The sequence below is a fragment of the Nonomuraea aridisoli genome (assembly GCF_003236395.1).
GTDB classification, from domain to species: domain Bacteria; phylum Actinomycetota; class Actinomycetes; order Streptosporangiales; family Streptosporangiaceae; genus Nonomuraea; species Nonomuraea aridisoli.
Genome location: NZ_POUD01000189.1, coordinates 1 through 18,246, shown reverse-complemented (window position 1 = coordinate 18,246; position 18,246 = coordinate 1). Strand labels below are relative to the sequence as shown.

Annotated in this window: 17 protein-coding genes; 12 read left to right on the top strand and 5 right to left on the bottom strand. The window is 72.1% G+C overall.

What is annotated here, in order from left to right; genetic code table 11:
• Positions 1 to 101: 101 nt before the first annotated feature.
• Positions 102 to 743 carry a VC0807 family protein gene (locus tag C1J01_RS33165; protein ID WP_111182917.1) on the bottom strand — a complete coding sequence of 214 codons (642 nt, stop codon included), beginning with the start codon at positions 741 to 743 and terminating at the stop codon, positions 102 to 104.
• A gap of 181 nt (positions 744 to 924) precedes the next feature.
• Positions 925 to 1,569, bottom strand: coding sequence for a leucine efflux protein LeuE (leuE, locus tag C1J01_RS33160; RefSeq protein WP_111182916.1), 645 nt, complete (start codon positions 1,567 to 1,569; stop codon positions 925 to 927).
• Positions 1,570 to 1,680: 111 nt separating this feature from the next.
• On the opposite strand from leuE, the gene C1J01_RS33155 reads away from it, so the two are divergent.
• The 4 genes from C1J01_RS33155 (at position 1,681) to C1J01_RS33145 (ending at position 4,551) form a co-directional block, all read left to right on the top strand.
• Positions 1,681 to 3,072 carry a selenium-binding protein SBP56-related protein gene (locus tag C1J01_RS33155; RefSeq protein ID WP_111182915.1) on the top strand — a complete coding sequence of 464 codons (1,392 nt, stop codon included), beginning with the start codon at positions 1,681 to 1,683 and terminating at the stop codon, positions 3,070 to 3,072.
• Entirely contained in the window at positions 3,069 to 3,458 is a 390-nt protein-coding gene (locus C1J01_RS53545; RefSeq protein ID WP_328589696.1) for a hypothetical protein, read from the top strand. The genes C1J01_RS33155 and C1J01_RS53545 overlap by 4 nt, the downstream gene beginning before the upstream one ends.
• Positions 3,459 to 3,482: 24 nt before the next feature.
• On the top strand, positions 3,483 to 3,671 hold the full coding sequence (locus C1J01_RS53540) for a hypothetical protein (RefSeq protein WP_328589695.1): 189 nt from the start codon (positions 3,483 to 3,485) through the stop codon (positions 3,669 to 3,671).
• A 79-nt stretch (positions 3,672 to 3,750) separates the two neighbouring features.
• Positions 3,751 to 4,551: an SAM-dependent methyltransferase gene (locus C1J01_RS33145; protein ID WP_111182914.1), complete on the top strand. Its 801-nt coding sequence runs from the start codon at positions 3,751 to 3,753 to the stop codon at positions 4,549 to 4,551.
• On the opposite strand, the gene C1J01_RS33140 is transcribed toward C1J01_RS33145, so the two are convergent.
• Positions 4,548 to 5,372: a GNAT family N-acetyltransferase gene (locus C1J01_RS33140; RefSeq protein WP_111182913.1), complete on the bottom strand. Its 825-nt coding sequence runs from the start codon at positions 5,370 to 5,372 to the stop codon at positions 4,548 to 4,550. The two genes, C1J01_RS33145 and C1J01_RS33140, sit on opposite strands and share 4 nt — an antisense overlap.
• A 339-nt stretch (positions 5,373 to 5,711) precedes the next feature.
• Here C1J01_RS33140 and C1J01_RS33135 point away from each other — a divergent pair, with 339 nt between their 5' ends.
• Positions 5,712 to 7,283, top strand: a complete 1,572-nt coding sequence (locus tag C1J01_RS33135; RefSeq protein ID WP_111182912.1) for a chitinase — start codon at positions 5,712 to 5,714, stop codon at positions 7,281 to 7,283.
• Positions 7,280 to 8,716: a carbohydrate-binding protein gene (locus C1J01_RS33130; protein ID WP_111182911.1), complete on the top strand. Its 1,437-nt coding sequence runs from the start codon at positions 7,280 to 7,282 to the stop codon at positions 8,714 to 8,716. The genes C1J01_RS33135 and C1J01_RS33130 overlap by 4 nt, the downstream gene beginning before the upstream one ends.
• Before the next feature lie 13 nt (positions 8,717 to 8,729).
• Here C1J01_RS33130 and C1J01_RS33125 read toward each other — a convergent pair whose 3' ends face one another.
• Complete coding sequence (locus C1J01_RS33125) at positions 8,730 to 10,307, bottom strand: molybdopterin-dependent oxidoreductase (RefSeq protein ID WP_111182910.1); 1,578 nt, start codon at positions 10,305 to 10,307, stop codon at positions 8,730 to 8,732.
• A 117-nt stretch (positions 10,308 to 10,424) separates the two neighbouring features.
• Between C1J01_RS33125 and C1J01_RS33120 the strand changes: the two genes are divergently transcribed.
• Positions 10,425 to 11,810 (top strand): putative hexosyltransferase, encoded by a 1,386-nt coding sequence (locus C1J01_RS33120; RefSeq protein WP_111182909.1) that lies wholly within the window; start codon positions 10,425 to 10,427, stop codon positions 11,808 to 11,810.
• On the opposite strand, the gene erm is transcribed toward C1J01_RS33120, so the two are convergent.
• On the bottom strand, positions 11,799 to 12,545 hold the full coding sequence (erm, locus tag C1J01_RS33115; RefSeq protein WP_438943162.1) for an ErmE/ErmH/ErmO/ErmR family 23S rRNA (adenine(2058)-N(6))-methyltransferase: 747 nt from the start codon (positions 12,543 to 12,545) through the stop codon (positions 11,799 to 11,801). The two genes, C1J01_RS33120 and erm, sit on opposite strands and share 12 nt — an antisense overlap.
• A 334-nt stretch (positions 12,546 to 12,879) precedes the next feature.
• Between erm and C1J01_RS33110 the strand changes: the two genes are divergently transcribed.
• The 5 genes from C1J01_RS33110 to C1J01_RS33090 form a co-directional block, all read left to right on the top strand.
• Complete coding sequence (locus tag C1J01_RS33110; protein WP_111182907.1) at positions 12,880 to 13,941, top strand: AAA family ATPase; 1,062 nt, start codon at positions 12,880 to 12,882, stop codon at positions 13,939 to 13,941.
• Complete coding sequence (locus C1J01_RS33105; protein ID WP_220040220.1) at positions 13,938 to 15,698, top strand: vWA domain-containing protein; 1,761 nt, start codon at positions 13,938 to 13,940, stop codon at positions 15,696 to 15,698. The genes C1J01_RS33110 and C1J01_RS33105 overlap by 4 nt, the downstream gene beginning before the upstream one ends.
• Positions 15,699 to 15,742: 44 nt before the next feature.
• Positions 15,743 to 16,420 carry a response regulator transcription factor gene (locus C1J01_RS33100; protein ID WP_111182905.1) on the top strand — a complete coding sequence of 226 codons (678 nt, stop codon included), beginning with the start codon at positions 15,743 to 15,745 and terminating at the stop codon, positions 16,418 to 16,420.
• Positions 16,417 to 17,817 carry a sensor histidine kinase gene (locus C1J01_RS33095; RefSeq protein WP_220040219.1) on the top strand — a complete coding sequence of 467 codons (1,401 nt, stop codon included), beginning with the start codon at positions 16,417 to 16,419 and terminating at the stop codon, positions 17,815 to 17,817. Before C1J01_RS33100 ends, C1J01_RS33095 begins: the two co-directional genes overlap by 4 nt.
• Before the next feature lie 23 nt (positions 17,818 to 17,840).
• Positions 17,841 to 18,246: hypothetical protein (locus C1J01_RS33090; RefSeq protein ID WP_111182904.1), on the top strand; the 406-nt coding region annotated here is incomplete at its 3' end.

Sequence of the window (18,246 nt, the reverse complement as noted above, 5' to 3'; positions counted from 1 at the left end):
CGGCGGGCCCGTTCAGGAAGTGCTCAGGGGGCTGCTCGTCACCCTCGCGGACGGCCCGTTCGGCGGGGGCATGAGCGGGGGCGTTCTTACTGGCCGAGCGGTCAGGCGTGGGCGACCTGGAGGCGTTGCAGGAGACGCTTGAAGGCGATGATCGAGAACGCGATCGCCGTGCCGCTGATGACGGCCACCGCTGAGGTGCGCTGCAGCACGTACGCGCCGAGTGAGCCGTCCAGGTACTGGTAGACGGCCAGGAAGATGCTCAGCGTGGAGTTCGCCAGCAGCACGAACGCCCACAGGAGGGTGATCCGGGCGAAGAACCGGCGCACCCGCTCGTGCTTGAGCACCGCGGACGGCAGGTGGATGTAGTCGAGCGTCAGCTTCTGCACGATCGGCCGGTTGAGCCGGACGGAGGCCAGGAACGCGATGCTGATGCAGATCGTGCCCATCTCCGGCTGGATGAAGAACCACATCCAGGTGCCGGTCCACAGGGCGACGACCGTCCTGACCGTGATCGCGAACACCGCCAGGTACATCGTGGCCGGCACCTTGATCCTCCTGGCCAGCCGCCAGGCCACGCCGAGGTAGACCCAGGCGGCGGTCACGACGAGCGCCCACCGGTCGCCGAGGACGGCCAGGGCGAGGTAGAACACCGCCAGCGGCGCCACGACGGCTTCGAGCAGCTTGGGGGCCGCCTGCCGGGCGAGAGCGGTCAGGCGTGGCAGGGTGACGGGTGGATGGTTCAAGGTTGCTCCGCATTTCGACCGACGATCGGCGACTACCCGGGGTTCGGAGGGCAAGGCTTTCCGGATGGTCCGCTCGGTGTCACCGATGCGCCATCACCGCCGTCCCGGGCCGGTGGCCTACCGTACTCGAGGCCCGGTGGTGCGCTTGCCGCGTCAGACACGTTCGGTCTGTGTTTGAACCTCAGCCGAGTGACGTGGTGGCGAGCTTCGCGCCGAAACCCACGAAGACCGCGCCGACGCCCGAGGTCAGTCCGGTGCTGAGCCTGCGGTGGCGGCGGAACTGGCCGGCCAGGAACGTCCCGCAGAAGATCAGCGTGGTCAGGTAGAGGAAGCTGAAGACGTGGATGACGGCGGCCAGGATGAGGAACGACAACGCCGGCGTGGCGTAGTCCGGGTCCACGAACTGCACGAAGAACGAGACGAAGAACAGGATCGCCTTCGGGTTGAGCAGGCTGATCGTCAGGGCCTTGCGGAACGGCCGCACGCTCTTCTCGGTGGGCTCGGCCGTCTCCACGGCGGCGGCGCGCCGGCTGCGCCAGGCGCCGCGGATCATCTGGAAGCCGATCCACGCCAGGTAGGCGGCGCCGGCGTACTTGACGATCGTGAACAGCACCGGATGGGTGCGCAGCAGCGACGCGGCGCCGGCGGCGGACAGGAACATGAGCACCGCGTCGCCGGCGAAGACGCCCGCCGCGGCGCGGTAGCCCTGGCGTACGCCGTTGCGGGCGGCGTGGGAGAGCACGAACAACGAGTTGGGCCCCGGCAGCAGGATGACCAGGAAGGCGCCGATCACGTAGGCCCAGAAATCCGTGATGCCGAAGAACATGCTTCTCCTCATGCCAAATTACGACATGTCACGGTATATCAGGGTGAAACAAGTGGAGGTCACTCCATATTACCTATTGACCGTGTAGGGAATTGGCCGGAGTGTGGAGAGATGACGTTCTGGACTCCGGACCCCACGTTCTATCCCTCCCCGAGGGACGCCGCGAGCGCCCCGGAGGAGAAGCTGGCCTACGTCGCCGCCTTCGACAGGGCCGCCGCCCGGCCGGACGCGCTGGCCGTCATCGACACCGACCCGTCCTCACCCGCCTACGGCACGGTCGCCGGCTGGACGGACCTGCCCGGCACCGGCGACGAGCTGCACCACTTCGGGTGGAACGCCTGCAGCAGCGCCCTGTGCCCGAACGCGCCGCACCCCCACGTCGAGCGCCGCTACCTCGTCGTGCCCGGCCTGCGTTCCTCGCGCATCCACATCTACGACACCAAGGACCGCCTCAGCCCCGAGCTGGTCAAGGTCGTCGAGGCGGAGGAGCTGGCCCGGCGCGCCGGCTACTCGCGCCCGCACACCGTCCACTGCGGCCCCGAGGGCCTGTACGTCTCCGCGCTCGGCGGCGCCGACGGCCGCGACGGGCCGGGCGGGATCGCGGTGCTCGACCACACGTCGTTCGAGGTGCTGGGGCAGTGGGAGCTGGACCGGGGGCCGCAGTATCTCGCCTACGACTTCTGGTGGCACATCAACCACGACGTCATGATCACTTCGGAGTGGGGCACGCCCTCCATGGTCGAGGACGGCGTCGTCGGCGAGCTGCTGCTCGGCCGCAAGTACGGCCACAAGCTGCACTTCTGGGACCTGCGCAAGCGCACCCACCTGCAGGAGGCCGACCTCGGCGACGCGCACCAGATGGCGCTGGAGCTGCGCCCCGCCCACGACCCCACCCGCCTGTACGGCTTCGCCGGCGTCGTGACCAGCGTCGAGGACCTGTCGGCCTCGGTCTGGGTCTGGTTCCACGAGGACGGCCGCTGGCGGGTGCGCAAGGTCATCTCCATCCCCGCGGAGCCGGCGGACGCCGATCTGCTGCCGCCGGTGCTCAAGCCGTTCGGCGCGGTGCCGCCGCTGGTGACCGACATCGCGCTGTCGGTGGACGACACCCGCCTGTACGTCTCCTGCTGGGGCACCGGCGAGCTCAAGCAGTACGACGTGACGGACCCGTTCCAGCCGGTCGAGCTGGGCTCGCTGCGGGCGGGCGGCATCGTCCGGCGGGCGCCGCACCCCGCCGAGCCCGGCCTGCCGCTGGCCGGCGGTCCGCAGATGGTCGAGGTCAGCCGTGACGGCCGCCGCGTCTACCTCACCAACTCCCTGTACGGCTCCTGGGACGACCAGTTCTACCCCGACGGCGTGAGCGCCTGGATGGCCAAGATCGACACGGAGTCGTTCACCTTCGACACCCGTTTCTTCCCGCACGGCGACGCCTTCCGCGGCCTGCGCCCCCACCAGGTGCGTCTGCAGGGCGGCGACGCCTCCTCCGACTCGTACTGCTTCCCGTGACCCTCGCGGCGGTGCTCCTGCTGGGCGCCTTCCACGGGCTCAACCCCGCCATGGGGTGGCTCTTCGCCGTGGCCCGCGGCCTGCAGGAGCGCAGCATCGACCGGCTGCTGCAGTCGATCCCGATGATCGCGCTGGGCCACCTCGCCTCGGTGGCCCTGGTCGCCCTCGTGGTCGCGGCCACCGGGTCCGTCGTGACCGGGACCGCGCTCGCGGTGGGCGGCGGGGTGGTGCTGGTGGCGTTCGGGCTGTGGCGGCTGCTGTCGAAGCGGCACTTCCGGTGGGTGGGCATGCGGCTGTCGCTGTGGCAGCTGACCTGCTGGTCGTTCCTGATGTCGTCGGCGCACGGGGCGGGCCTCATGCTGGTCCCGGTGTTCACCGGCCTGTAGGCGGAGGGGCACGCCGGGCACGCCGTGTCGGGCGGCCTCGGTGTGGCGCTCTACCACACGCTGGCCATGTTCGCCGTGGCCGGGACCGTCGCGGTGGTCGTGTACAAGGTGGCCGGGCTGACCGTGCTGCGGCGCGCGTGGTTCAACGTCGACCGCATGTGGGCGGCCGCCCTCGTGGCCGCCGGCGTGGTGACGTTGTTCTCCGCGGTGTGACCGAGGGAAGGCCGAGCCGGTGCCGGATCTGTCATGACAGACTGCCCGTACGCGACACCGCTCTGGGAGGAACCCCCCCATGACCGACCAGCCGCCCCCCGGTCTGGACGTCGGCGAGCCCACCATCGCCCGCGCCTACGACGCGCTGCTCGGCGGCGCCAACAACTTCCCGGCCGACCGCGAGCTGGCCCGCTACGCCACCGAGCACATCCCCGGCCTGCGCGAGTCGGCCGTGGAGAACCGCAAGGTCCTGATCAGAGGCGTGCGCCACCTCGCGGGCGAGGCCGGCCTCGCGCAGTTCCTCGACCTGGGCAGCGGCCTGCCCACCGCGCAGAACACCCACGAGGTCGCCCGGGCGCGGAACAAGGAGGCCCGCGTCGTCTACGTCGACATCGACCCCCTCGTCCGCGTGCAGGGCCGCCAGATCCTCGGCGGCGACGAGGCCGCCACGGTCGTCACCGCCGACGTCCGCGACCCCGAGAGCGTGCTGCGCCATCCGGACGTGACCCGGCTGATCGACTTCGACCGCCCGGTCGCGCTCATGCTCGTCGGCATGCTGCACTACCTGTCACCCGAGATCGCCGGCTCCGTGCTCGCCGCCTACCGGGACGCGCTGGCGCCGGGCAGCCACCTGTTCATCACGTCGCTCGTGGACACCGGCCTGCCCGCGCAGCGGGAGCTCGCCCGCATCACCCGCGAGAGCCTGGAGGAGGGGTGGGCGCGCACCCCCGACGAGATCGAGCGCTGCTTCGGCGACTTCGAGCTGCTGCCCCCGGGAGTCGTCCACACCGCGCTCTGGCGCCCGGACGAGCCGGTGGCCGCCGACGAGCTGACCCCCGGTGAGCAGCTGGGGATGGCGGGGATGGCCCGCAAGCGCTAGGCGGCGTTCCAACGCCAGTTGACGCGCTCGTACAGCGGGACGAGGCCCGCGCGCCGCATGTTGTGCAGCGACGTGTTGTGCTCGCCGGGCCCCTCGGCGCCGGTCTCGGCGAAGACGGCCCGGCACCCGGCCTCGGCGGCCGCGGCGATGCGCGCCCGCAGCAGCGCGCTCTGTCCGCCGCGCCCGCGGTACGCCTCCAGCGTGGCGCCGCCGAACAGATGCCCCGTCTCGCCGTTGACCTTCAGCCCGGCCACCGACACGATCCGGCCGTCCGCCCGGACGGCGAAGGCGTGCACGTCCGGCCGCAGGGCGAGGGCGGCCGACATCTCCATCAGCGGCCGGTCCGACCAGCCGAACGTGCCGACCAGCACCGAGGCCCACTCCTCGGCGGCCTCGGGGGTGGTGATCCGCTCGACCCGCGGGCCGGACGGCGCAGGCGGCTCGGACAGCTCACGGCCCAGCTTCACCCACGTCGACGCCCGCGACAGCCCGTACGCGGCGCAGATGTCGCCCCAGTCGGCGGGCAACACCGACGGGGCGAGCTGCAGCACCGCCGACGGCACCTGCCGGCTCCTGTAGAAGTCGCAGATCTCGCCGATCAGGTCGGCCGTCACCGGCTGGGCGAACCCGAACCCGAGCGCCTTGTTCCAGTAGTTCACCGGGTCGTGTCGCATCGCCAGCACCACGCCGCCGCCCAGCCGGACGCGGTCGATCCCCAAGGTGTCGCGGATCGCGGCGGGCGCGTCCGCCTCGAACCGGTACATCATCTCCGCCTCCGCCGATTCCGGCCAGGAGGGATTCGCCGCCAAGAACGACAACATGAAAGCCCCATCGTCAAAAAGTGTGGATTGTCCGCCCAAGCGCGGACGTCATGGAAGCGGCGCTCGGAGTCGGCCCCCGCCGAGTCGGCCACTGCCTCGGGACGATATCTCAAGGTTTGTCGTGTCATCCGATTGGGTCTTGTAAGGACGTTCAGTCAGGACTACGATCGCCACAACTCTTAAGAAACTTTACTAAGAGTAATCTTCGTCCAGACAGATCCTGACAACCCAAGCAAAGGGCCGCCGACCATCCTGGCGCGGGCCGAGAGCCCGTACGGCTTGCGCTCTCACCCCCCGGCGCAAGCCGTACGGCACGCCACACCCCCCGAAGGACGAACCGTGAGACTCCGTGCGATCCTCCTGGCTGTCCCGATCCTGGCGACGTCCCTCATCGCCGCGCCCGCCCAGGCCGCGACCCCCACTGCGACGTTCGTAAAGACCGCCGACTGGGGCTCCGGCTTCGAGGGCCGGGTCACCGTCACCAACGCCACCTCCACCACGATGAACGGCTGGAACGTGCAGTTCGACGTCCCGGCCGGCTTCTCGATCCCGTCCGCCTGGGACGCCGTCATGTCGAGGAGCGGCCAGCGCTACACGTTCACGAACCCGAGCTGGGCGCCCACCCTCGCGCCCGGCGCCGAGGCCACGTTCGGCTTCAACGGCAACCCGGGCAACTTCCCCGGCATCACCGGCTGCACCGTGAACGGGCAGCCCTGCGGCGGCGGCGAGCCCACCCCCGGCGTGCCGGGCAGGCCGGGCCCGGCCTCCGCCACCGCGACCGGCACCTCGATCACCCTCTCCTGGGCCGCGTCGGCGGGCACGGTGACCGGCTACCGCGTCTACGAGGGCACCGCTGTCAAGGCGACAGTCACGGGCACGACCGCCACGATCGGCGGGCTCGGCGTCTGCGAGACGCACACGTACACGGTCAGGGCGTACAACACGCAGGGCGAATCGGCCGCCGGTGACCCCGTGACGGCCACCACCACCGGCTGCACGGGCGGCGGCGGCACGCTGCCCGAGCGCGTCCTCACCGGTTACTGGCACAACTTCGTGAACCAGGCCGCCGAGCTCAGGCTGTCGGCCGTCCCCGACGAGTACGACCTCGTCGCCGTCGCGTTCGGCGAGGCCACCGCCGTCCCCGGCGAGGTCGCCTTCGCCCTCGACCCGGGGCTCGCCGCGGCGGTCGGCGGCTACACCGACGCCCAGTTCAGAGCCGACGTCCAGGCCCTGCGCGAGCGCGGCACGAAGGTCATCCTGTCGGTGGGCGGCGAGACCGGGCGCGTCCAGGTCGCGAGCGCCGCGGCGGCCACCCGCTTCGCCGACTCCGTCCACGCCCTGATGCGGACGTACGGCTTCGACGGCGTGGACATCGACCTGGAGAACGGCCTCAACGCCACCTACATGGCGCAGGCGCTCAGGTCGCTGCGCGCCCAGGCCGGCCCCGACTTCATCATCACGATGGCCCCGCAGACCATCGACATGCAGTCGACCGGAATGGAGTACTTCAAGCTCGCCCTGTCCATCAAGGACATCCTCACGATCGTCCACACGCAGTTCTACAACTCCGGCTCGATGCTCGGCTGCGACCAGAACCAGGCGTACGCGCAGGGCTCGGTCGACTTCATCACCGCCCTGGCCTGCATCCAGCTGGAGAACGGCCTGCGCCCCGACCAGGTGGCCCTCGGCCTGCCCGCCGGGCCCGGCGCCGCGGGCGGCGGGGTCGTCGCGCCCTCCGTCGTCAACCGCGCGTTCGACTGCCTGACCACGCGGACGAACTGCGGCGGCTTCGTGCCACCGCGCGCGTACCCGGGCCTGCGGGGCGTCATGACCTGGTCCATCAACTGGGACGCCAGCCACGACTGGTCCTTCTCCACGACCGTCAAGCCGCACCTCGAAGGAATGTCATGAGATTACGCAGCAGGCTCACCGCCCTCCTCACCGGAGCGGCGCTCGCCCTGACCGGCGCCGCGGCCGTCTCCGCACCCGTCGCCCACGCCGAGATCCAGCAGGTCGCCGCCGCCTGGGCCCCGTGGACGTCGTACGCCGCCGGCGCGGTCGTCACCTACAACGGCGTCGACTACGTCTGCCTCCAGCCGCACACCTCCCAGCCCGGCTGGGAGCCGCCGAACGTGCCCGCGCTCTGGCGGGCCGGAAGCGGCGGCGGCGGCGACACCGCGGCGCCCTCCGCGCCCGGCAACCTCCGCTCGACCGGCGTCACCTCCAGCAGCGTGTCGCTGGCCTGGAACGCCGCCACCGACAACGTCGGCGTCACCGGCTACCAGGTCTACCGCGGCGGCACCCAGGTCGCGACGGTGACCAGCACGACGTACACCGACACCGGCCGGGCCGCGGCCACGAGCTACACCTACACCGTCCGCGCCCGCGACGCGGCCGGCAACCTCTCCGCGCCCAGCAACGCCGTCACGGCCACCACCGCGACGGGCGGCGGCGGCCCCGGCCCGGCTCCGGCCAGGATGCCCGGCGCCCCCTACCTCTACATGGGCTGGGGCAGCCCGCCCAACCCGGGCACGGTCATGGACACGACCGGCGTGCGCTCGTTCACGATGGCGTTCATCCTGTCGGGCGGCGGCTGCAACCCCGCCTGGGACGGCCAGCGCCCGCTGACCGGCGGCGCCGACCAGCAGGCGATCAACACGATCAAGTCGAAGGGCGGCAGCGTCCAGGTCTCGTTCGGCGGCTGGTCGGGCAACAAGCTCGGCCCCAACTGCTCCTCGCCGGAGGCCTTCGCGGGCGCCGTGCAGCGGGTCATCGACGCCGTCGGCCCCGCCGTCGTGGACTTCGACATCGAGAACACCGACGAGTTCGCCAACTACACCGTCCAGGACCGCATCCTGAACGGCCTCAAGATCGTCAAGGCTGACAACCCGAACGTCAAGGTCGTCGTCACCTTCGGCACCACCAGGACCGGTCCGGACGCGCACGGCATCCGGCTCATCAACCGGTCGAGGGAGCTCGGCGTGCCCATCGACAACTACACGATCATGCCGTTCAACTTCGGCGGCTCGAACCTCTACCAGGACACCGTCAACGCGTCCGAGGGCCTGAAGAACGCGCTCAAGAACGCCTTCGGCTGGAGCGACGCCCAGGCGTACGCGCGCATGGGCATCTCGGGCATGAACGGCCTGTCCGACCAGCAGGAGCTGACCACACCCGCCACGTGGACGCAGATCCGCGACTGGGCCAGGGACCGGGGCCTCACCAGGCTCGCGTACTGGGCGGTCAACCGCGACCGGCCCTGCCCCGGCGGCGGCGTGGCCGCGCACTGCAGCGGCATCGCGCAGTCCGACTGGGAGTTCACCAGGATCACCGCAGGATTCTGAGCCGGCCGGGGCATCACCCGGGCCGGACGAGCTGGGTGGGCTTGAGCGGGATGCCCTGGCCCGGCGGCCGGTAGGTGGGCAGCGCCTCGCCGTACTCGTGCATCCAGGCGTGGTCCACCAGCAGCCGCATCCGCCCCGACTCCCGCGTGCCCCCCGGCTCGGCCGGGGCCGCCGGCCCGGACAACCGGGTCACGGCCCCGGCCACCAGCTCCGGGTCGGGCGGCGACAGGTCGCAGTGTTCGTCCGGCCCGATCAGCAGGTCCACCTCGGGCGGCAGCGGGTAGATCGGCCGCGGCAGGGCCAGCACCAGCGGCGGCGGCGCCATCGGCCAGCCGGACTCCACCGCCTCCAGCAGCACCGACCGCGACGTCCTGCGCTCGAACAGCCCCTCGGCCAGCGCCCAGCTCAGCGCCCCCACGTCGGCCCGGTCCTCACCGCAGGCGTGCAGGCACAGGTACGGCACCAGCGGGATGCCGGGAGCGCTCGCCTGCGCCCACCCGTTCCCGCACCCGGTGAGCACGAGCAGCGCCAGCATCGCCCGGTAGGCGGTGTCGGCGTGCGGCGTCTCCAGCCGGCCCGGCACGATCACGCATCGCCCGCCGGTCTTCTCCGCCGTCACGCCCAGCTCCCGCGCCGTCTTCAGCGCCCGCGAGGCGGCCACCCCCGTGTACGCCTCCTGCCAGGCCGGCGTGTACGGCTCCCGCCGGTCCTCGTAGCCGTCCGGCCACGACCCCGGCAGTCCAGGGCGGGACACCCCGTAGACGGCCAGCAGCAGGTCGAACACCGTCGTCACCGGCTCGCCGCCGTCGAGCCGCACCGGCACCCCGCGCCGCAGCACCCGCGGCCCGTCGTCGAAGCGCGGCAGCAGCACCTCCACCGACTCGCCGCCGTACAGGCTGAGCCGGTCGCAGGCTTCGCCGGTCAGCCCGCCCGGCACGTACGCCCCCTCACGCTCGCGCAGCCGCACCAGGAACGGCAGGTCCGTGTGCTCCATCGCGTGCCCGGCGAAGGGGGAGCGGTCGAGGAAGAACTCCTTGAGCAGCACGTGCCCCATGGCCATGGCGAGCGCGCCGTCGGTGCCCGGCCGGACGACCAGCGTCTCGTCCGACAGCCGCGTCGGGTGCGTGCCGATCGCGACGACCTTCTGCCCCTTGTACCGCCCGGCGATCACCGACGGCGTGTCCGCCGTACGGACCATCCGGTTGTTCTCGCCCCACAGCAGCACGTACGCCTGCCGCGCCCAGTCGTCGGCCTTCGGGCCGGCGAAGCACGGCCCCAGCACCTGCTCCGGCGCGCACGGATGCTCGGTCAGCACCGCGCCGCCGAGACCGCCGACGACCCGCGCCAGCGGCGCGGTCGCGAGCGCCGCCACCCGGTCGGCCCCGTGCTCGGCCGCGGTGTGCACGATCGCCGCCGCCGCGAGCTCGGCCGCCGTGCCGTCGTCCAGCGGCACCCGCCGCTCACCCCTGGCCCGGCGGTAGGAATCCGCGTTGCCGGTGAGTTTCGCCCAGGCGGCGACCGGGTCGCGCAGCCCATCCCTCACTTCGAAATAGAGCCTGATCAGTGCCTGGTTGACCTGCGATCCCCCCATGGAAAAAGTTCAGCACAGAGCGGCACCCCGTATCGGGATACGTGTCGGCATGTCGGGGATAAGAATGGCAAGCCCCGGTGGCAGGACTCCCCATGTTGCGGCAGGCTAGAGCCCGCCATGGATTACGCACTTCTCACTGGGATCGTCCTCGTCGCCGGTGTCGCCCTCGCCCTGGTCGCCCAGTGGCGCGACTGGCGTCCCCCGCTCATCGTCGCCATCCTCGTGGGCGCGGCCGTCCGTGTGCTCATCATGTGCACCTCCGCGGTCGACACCTGGCAGCCCGTCGACTTCGTGGAGAGCTTCAGGCCCGCGGGCGAGGCCGTGCTGCGCGGGCAGGACCCGGTGCTGGCCAGCGAGGGCGGCTGGCACTTCCTGCCGACCATCCCCTACGTCTACGGCATCCTGCTGTGGCTCGGCATCCCGTGGGAATACGCCGGGCGCCTGGTCACCGTGGTCTCCGACATCGTGCTGATCCCGCTGGTCGCCAAGCTGGCCGGCGGCCCGAAGGCGTCGCTGCGCGCCCTGCAGTACGCCCTCAACCCGCTCGCCGTGCTCATCGCCTGCGTCCACGGCCAGGTCGAGCCGGTCGCGCTCGTCTTCGGCGTGGCCGCGTTCGTGGTCGCCCGCGGCCCCGGCGGTCCCGAGCGGCCCGGCATGGTCACCGACGTGGTGGCCAGGGTGCGCGAAGGCGTGGCGGCGTACGGCGTGCGCGGCTCCGTCCCGCGGGTGCTCGGCCCCGGCGGCATGCTCCACCGCGCCCTGCTGCCCGGCCCCGGCGACCGCGCCCTGCTGCGGCGCGGCGCCCTGGCCGGCGTGCTGATGGGGCTCGCGCTGTGCGCCAAGAGCTGGCCCATCTGGCTGATCCCCGGCATGCTGCTGCTCCTGCCCAACCTGCGCGCCCGGATCGCCGCGCTGTTCACCACCGGGCTGGTGCCGCTGTTCTTCCTGGTCACGCTGCCGGTCTTCGCCGGCACGTCGCTCCAGCAGATCCCGGCGGTCATCGACACCATCCGCGACATCCGGCCCATCGTCGGCGAATACGGCTGGACACCCTGGTTCACCGGCGGCGACTGGGCGCTGCGCCCCGACCTGGCGTCGTTCGGCACCAACCTCATCTACGTCAGCGTCATCGTCGTGCTCGTCCTGTGGCGGCGCGCCGACCCGATCGACCTGACCACGGCCGTGCTGCTCGTGTTCATGGTGATGACGCCCCGGCTGGGCGCCCAGTACCTGCTGTGGTTCATGCCGTTCCTGGTGGCGCGGCCGACGAGGTTCGCCTGGCCGGCCATCCTCGCCGTCTGCCTCTGGTCCGGCTACGGCTACCTCTACATGACGCAGTTCGACGTCAACACCTGGTGGGAGCTGCACTCGTACTGGTCGCGGGCGTCGATCGTGCTGCTGCCGATCCTGGCGCTGGCGATGCCGTGGGGCCGCCGCGTCTCGGCGGCCCCGGGGCCGCCGCCCGCCGCTCCGGGCAGGCTCACGGCCACGTCATCGGCATAGGCGCCCCCACAGGGTGACCCACTGGTCGGGGTGGACGTGCCCGACGACGGCGTCGCGGGCCACGCCCGCGGCCTGCAGCGCCGCGTCCACCCCGTCGTAACGGGTCTTCAGCGAGGCTCGCACCGATCCGCCGACGCCGCCGAAGCCCAGCTCGACGAGCTCCTGGTACGAGCGCCGCCCCGACACGAGCGGCTCGGGCCTGCGTTCGATCCGCAGGATCGCCGAGTCGACCGACGGCACGGGACGGAACGCCTCCCTGCCGACCGTGTCGCCCAGCCGCCAGTGGAACCACGGCCACGTCTCCACCGTGACCAGGCTCCAGCGGCCGTAGTCGCCGGTGCGCTTGCGGGCGTACTCCCGCTGCGTGAGCAGCGTCGCCGAGGTCAGCGCGGGCGCCCGCAGGCACCAGTCGACGATCTTCGACGTGATCGCGTAGGGGATGTTCCCCACGACCGCGAACGGCTCGCGCGGCGCCCGCGCGGCCGTGAAGTCGCCCCTGACCACCGTGATGCGGGAGTCGTCACGCGTACGCGAGGCCAACCGGCCGGCCAGCCGGGGGTCGACCTCGTACGTGACGACCTGCGCGCCCGCCTCGGCCAGCGCGAAGGTCAGCACGCCCTCACCCGAGCCGGGCTCCAGCACGAGCCCCTCAGGCGCGGCGGCCTTGATCATCAGCTCGACGGCATGACCGTCGACCAGGAAATTCTGCGAGAGCGTACGCCGCGCCCGATCCACGGGCGTGCGGCCGCCACCGCTGTTCCTGGCCTTCTTCTGGGTGTGTGAATAGTTTCCGTGCGCGAAGTTCTGCGCCACAGCACTGCCCTTCCGGGTCCTCGAGATTTGCCGGGTCTCGAAGGGCCCTGGGCACGCCTGGCGGACGCGCGCCGGCCTTGGATCAGCCGGTGAGGAGCATCCGCCGGCGGGCCAGAGCCCGGCCGCGGCGGATGCGGATGAAAACGGGACAACAGAATCCGGATGCCATGCGCGTCACTGTACGCAGCGGCCGATCGGGCGGGCAAAGGATTTAATGTGATGCGCCCGGTGCGCCGGATTCGCCACTCTGGAGACCGTGCAGGCGACGATCACGGTGACCCCGGCCCAACTTCCCGAGCTGCTGCTGCACGTCGCCGTGGTCCGGCCGGTGTTCCTGTGGGGCGCGCCCGGCATCGGCAAGAGCTCGCTGGTGCGCGACTTCGCCGCCGCGCTCGGCCTGGAGTGCGTGACCCTGCTCGGCACCCAGCTCGCCCCCGAAGACCTCATCGGCGTGCCCGAGCTGGTCGACGGCCGCAGCCGGTTCGCACCGCCCGAGTCGATCGCCAGGGACGAGCCCTACTGCCTCTTCCTCGACGAGCTCAACGCCTCCGCGCCCGAGGTGCAGAAGGCGTTCTACTCCCTGATCCTCGACCGCAGGATCGGCACGTACGAGCTGCCGGCCGGGTCCGTGGTGATCGGCGCCGGCAACCGGGCCACCGACAACGCGCTGGCCCGCCCGATGGCCTCCGCGCTGATCAACCGCCTGATCCACGTCCACCTGCGGGCCTCGGCCGACGACTGGCTGAAGTGGGCGGCGGAGCACGGCGTGCACCCGTGGATCGTCGACTACCTCGTGCAGCGGCCCGACCACCTGTGGAGCCCGCCGCCGAAGACCGAGGAGCCGTTCTCCTCGCCGCGGGCCTGGCACATGCTGTCCGACGTGCTCGGCTCGTACGGCGACGACATCGCCGACGAGACCCTCGCCGCGCTCGCGTTCGGCACGCTCACCGCCGCGCACGCCTCCGCCTTCCGCGCCTACGTCAAGACCGTGCGGCACGCCTACGACCTGGAGGCCGTGCTGAAGGGGGAGGCGCCCTGGCCCCGGCGGCCCGAGGAGCGCGACCTGCTCTACTTCCTGGCCGAGGCGTTCCGCGCCCGTCTGGTCAAGGAGCTGCCCGCCGACAAGCGCGGCGCCTCCGGCAGCGGCCGCGACCTGGGCTTCCGCGCCAAGACGCTGCTGGTGGAGCTGGCCGAGATCTCCCTCGAATGCGCCCAGCTCGTCATCGCGAACGACGCCGACGGCGCGCCCGCGCTGCCCACCTGGTTCCTCGTCGAGGTCGCCAGGGACGTGCCCCGGCTGATGGCGGCCCGATCGTGAGCAGGCGCAAGGCCAAGCTCGACCCGTGGCGGGCGGAGGTGCTCAAGGGCTGGGGCGCCGTCGTCCGGCAGCCGCTGTTCAGGGTCTTCACCACCGACCTGTTCGCGGCCGACGACGACGAACTGGCGAACGACACCTGGGCGATCGTCACCGAGGGCGGGTTCGTCCACCACCACCCGAAACGCCGCGCGCCCGCCGAGGAGTGGTCGTGGGTCTTCGCTCACCTGCTGCTCCACCTCGGCTTCGGCCACGCCGACCCGCGAGCCTGCGCCCCGGGGGACGTCTCAGGCGACCGTCCCGACCCGGCCTACCACGCCGCCTGCTGCCTGGCCGTCGAGCGGTTCCAGCGTACGCTCAAGATCGGGCGCTGCCCCGAGCCGCTCCCCGGCGACCTGCCCGAGCATGACGAGGTGACGCTCTCCGAGCAGTGGCGCAGGACCGGCGTGCCCGAGCGGTTTCGTCCGCGCGGTGAGCCCGACTTCCGCATCGGCCCGGCCGACCTGGCCGCGCGGCGCGACTTTCCGCGGACGTTCGCGGCCGGCATCGCCCAGGCGGCCGCCGTCGCGCTCGCCCCGTCCGGCGCGCCGGCCGCGAAGAAGGGCCCGTGGGACGCGGCGCTGAGCTGGTTCATGTCGTCCTATCCGCTGCTCGGGGCGCTGGCCAGCGGCATGACGATCGTCTCCGACGCCGAGCTGGCCAGGGGCTGGGACATCTCGATCGCCGCGGTCAGCGCCGAGGCCGGCGAGATCTACGTCAACCCGCTCGCCCGGCACTCCGCGGCCGAATGGCGGTTCGTGCTGGCCCACGAGATGCTGCACGCCGCGCTGCGCCACGGTGAACGGGCCGGCCTGCGTGACCCGTACCTGTGGAACGTCGCCTGCGACTACGTGATCAACGGCTGGCTGGTCGAGATGGGCGTCGGCGAGATGCCGGAAGGGCTGCTGTTCGACCAGTCGCTGAGCGGCATGTCCGCCGAGGCCGTCTACGACCGGATCGCCGGCGACCTGCGACGCGTGCGCAAACTCGCCACCCTGCGCGGGCGCGGCCTCGGCGACGTGCTCGACCGCCCACCCCGCCGCGAGGGCGGCTACGTCGACCTCGACGAGTACTACCGCAACGCGCTCCGCAACGGCCTCGCCTACCACCACTCCAGCGGACGCGGGTCCGTGCCCGCCGGGCTGGAGCAGGAGATCCGCGCGCTCGACCAGCCGCCGCTGCCCTGGGACGCCCAGCTCGCCCGCTGGTTCGACGAGCACTTCCAGCCAGAGGAGCGGCGGCGCTCCTACGCCCGCGCCTCCCGCAGGCAGGCGTCCAGCCCCGACATCCCGCGGCCCGGCCGGATCCGGCCCGAGGAGGTCGTCCGCAGGCGGACGTTCGGCGTCGTCCTGGACACCTCGGGCTCCATGGACGTGAAGCTGCTCGGCAAGGCGCTCGGCGCGATCGCCTCCTACGCCGCCGCCCGCGACGTGCCCCGCGCCCGCGTCGTCTTCTGCGACGCGGCCGCGTACGACGCCGGATACCTGCCGGTCGAGGAGATCGCGGGCAAGGTGCGGGTGCGCGGCCGGGGCGGCACCGTGCTCCAGCCCGGCGTCCGGCTGCTCGAACGCGCCGACGACTTCCCGCCCGACGGGCCCATCCTGGTGATCACCGACGGTCGGTGCGACGTGCTGCGCATCCGCAGGGAGCACGCGTTCCTGCTGCCCCAGGGCGCCTCGTTGCCCTTCCGTGCCCGCGGACCGGTGTTCTTCCTGAAATAACGGCTTTGAGCTGGCATTGAGCTGACTCGGGTACACCTTTACCCATGGACCGACCCGCCCGGGTGCTCGTCGTCGACGACGAGCCGAACATCCGCGCCCTGCTGTCCCAGACCCTGCGCCTGGTCTCGTTCGAGGTCAGGACGGCGGAGACCGGCGCGGAGGCGGTGACGGCGGCCAGGGAGTTCCGGCCCGACATCGTGGTGCTCGACGTGATGCTGGAGGACATCGACGGGTTCGAGGTCGCCCGGCGGCTCGGCGAGCGCGTCCCCGTGCTGTTCCTCAGCGCCCGCGACCGCGTCGAGGACCGCGTCCAGGGGCTCACGGTGGGCGCCGACGACTACGTGGCCAAGCCGTTCAGCCTGGAGGAGGTCGTGCTGCGCATCCGCGCCATCCTGCGCCGCAGCCGCTCCCGCCCCGAGGACGACGTCCTGCGCTACGCCGACCTGGAGCTCGACCCGCAGGCCCACGAGGTGCGGCGGGCGGGCGTGCCGGTGGACCTGTCGCCCACCGAGTTCAACCTGCTCGAATACCTGCTGGCCAACGCCGGGCGCGTGGTGAGCAAGGCGCAGATCCTCGACAGCGTCTGGCGCTACGACTTCGACGGCGACTCCAGCATCGTCGAGTCGTACGTCTACTACCTGCGCAAGAAGATCGACAAGTTCGAGCCGCAGCTCATCCACACCGTGCGCGGCGTCGGCTACACGCTGAGGATCCCGCGGTGAGGCCCGCCTCCTGGAGCCTGCGCACCCGGCTGGTCATGGCCGTGCTCGGGCTCGCCACGCTCGGCCTGGTGCTGTCCAACGTGGTCGGCATCGCGTTGCTGCGCGACAACATGATGGGCCGGGTGGACCGGCAGATCGAGCAGCTGGCCAAGGTCGGCAAGACGAAGGGCGAGCTGGTGTTCCCGGCCAAGCCGGTCCGCTCCGACGCCGTCTCCGAGCTGCTGGCCAGGCGGCTCGCGTCCGCCCAGCTGGTCATGATCTTCACGCCCGACGGCAAGCTGAAGGCCGACACCGCCGTAGACGACCGCCCGGTCATCGACGACCTGCGGACCGGCGTCACGTACACCGTGCCCGGCACCGCCGACCACCCGTGGCGTCTCCACGCCGTCGAGCTGCCGAACGGCAACACCTGGGTGATCGCCCAGTCGCTGGCCGAGCTGGAGCAGACCGAGACCTCCGCCATCGCCATCGCCGTCGCCGTCAGCGCGGTCACGCTGCTCCTCATCGGCCTGGCCGCCAACGCCGTCGTACGCCTCGGCCTGCGTCCACTGACCCGGATGGAGGCCACCGCCGGGCAGATCGCCCGCGGCGACTTCGCCCGCCGGGTCCACGCCCGCGACCCGCACACCGAGCCGGGCCGCCTGGCCACGGCCATGAACGTGATGCTCGACCGCCTCCAGGCCGAGATCGCCGCGCGCACCGAGTCCGAGACCCGCATGCGGCGCTTCCTCGCCGACGCCTCCCACGAGCTGCGCACCCCGCTCACCTCCGTACGCGGCTTCGCCGAGCTGCACCGCAGGGGCGGCGACGCCGACGAGGCCATGCGCAGGATCGAGGACGAGGCCGCGCGGATGGGCGTGCTCGTCAACGACCTGCTCACGCTGGCCCAGCTCGACGAGGAACGCCCGCTCGACCGCGGGCCCGTGGACCTGCTGGAGGTGGCCGCCGACACGATCCGCGACGCCCGCGTCCGCGTGCCGGAGCGGCACGTCAGGCTGACCGGCCTCGGCGGAGCGCTCGCCCCCGTCTCCGTCGTCGGCGACGAGGCCCGCCTGCGCCAGGTCGCCGCCAACCTCGTCGGCAACGCCCTCTGCCACACCCCGCCCGACGCCGACGTCACCGTACGGGTGGGCCGTACGGACGGCGCGGCCGTGCTGGAGGTGGCCGACACAGGCCCCGGCATCCCGCCCGAGCACGTGCCGCGCCTGTTCGACCGCCTCTACCGGGTCGGCCAGGGCCGTTCGCGAGCCGACGGCGGCGCCGGGCTGGGCCTGGCCATCGTCGCCGCCATCGTCCGCTCCCACGGCGGGCGCGTCGAGGTCGACACCCGGCCCGGCGCGGGCGCCGCGTTCCGCGTGTTCCTACCTGACTCCGAGGCGGCTCCCAGCCCGCGTTGAAGCGCGCCCGGCACGTTGGCCGCATGAGAAGAACACTCATCGCCACCGCCCTGGCCCTCCTCGCCACCGGATGCGGCGGCGGGCAGAGCGGCACGGGCGTCGCCTCCGTGGCGGCGGCCTCCGCCGACCCCGCCGACCCCGCCGAGCCCGTCGTGCGCGCCGGCGCGACCGCCACCGCCGACCGCGCGGAGCAGGGCAGGAAGTTCGCCCAGTGCATGCGGGAGCACGGAATCCCCATGGAGGACCCGGGCGCCGACGGAGGCGGCGGCCTCAGCACGATCATCAAGGACGTCGACAAGAAGAAGCTCAGGGACGCCACCGAGGCGTGCCGCGCGCACGTGCCGGTCAAGGACCGCGCGAGGGTCGATCCGGAGCAGGTCGACAAACTGCGCGAGCTCGCCCGGTGCATGCGCGAGAACGGCGTGGACA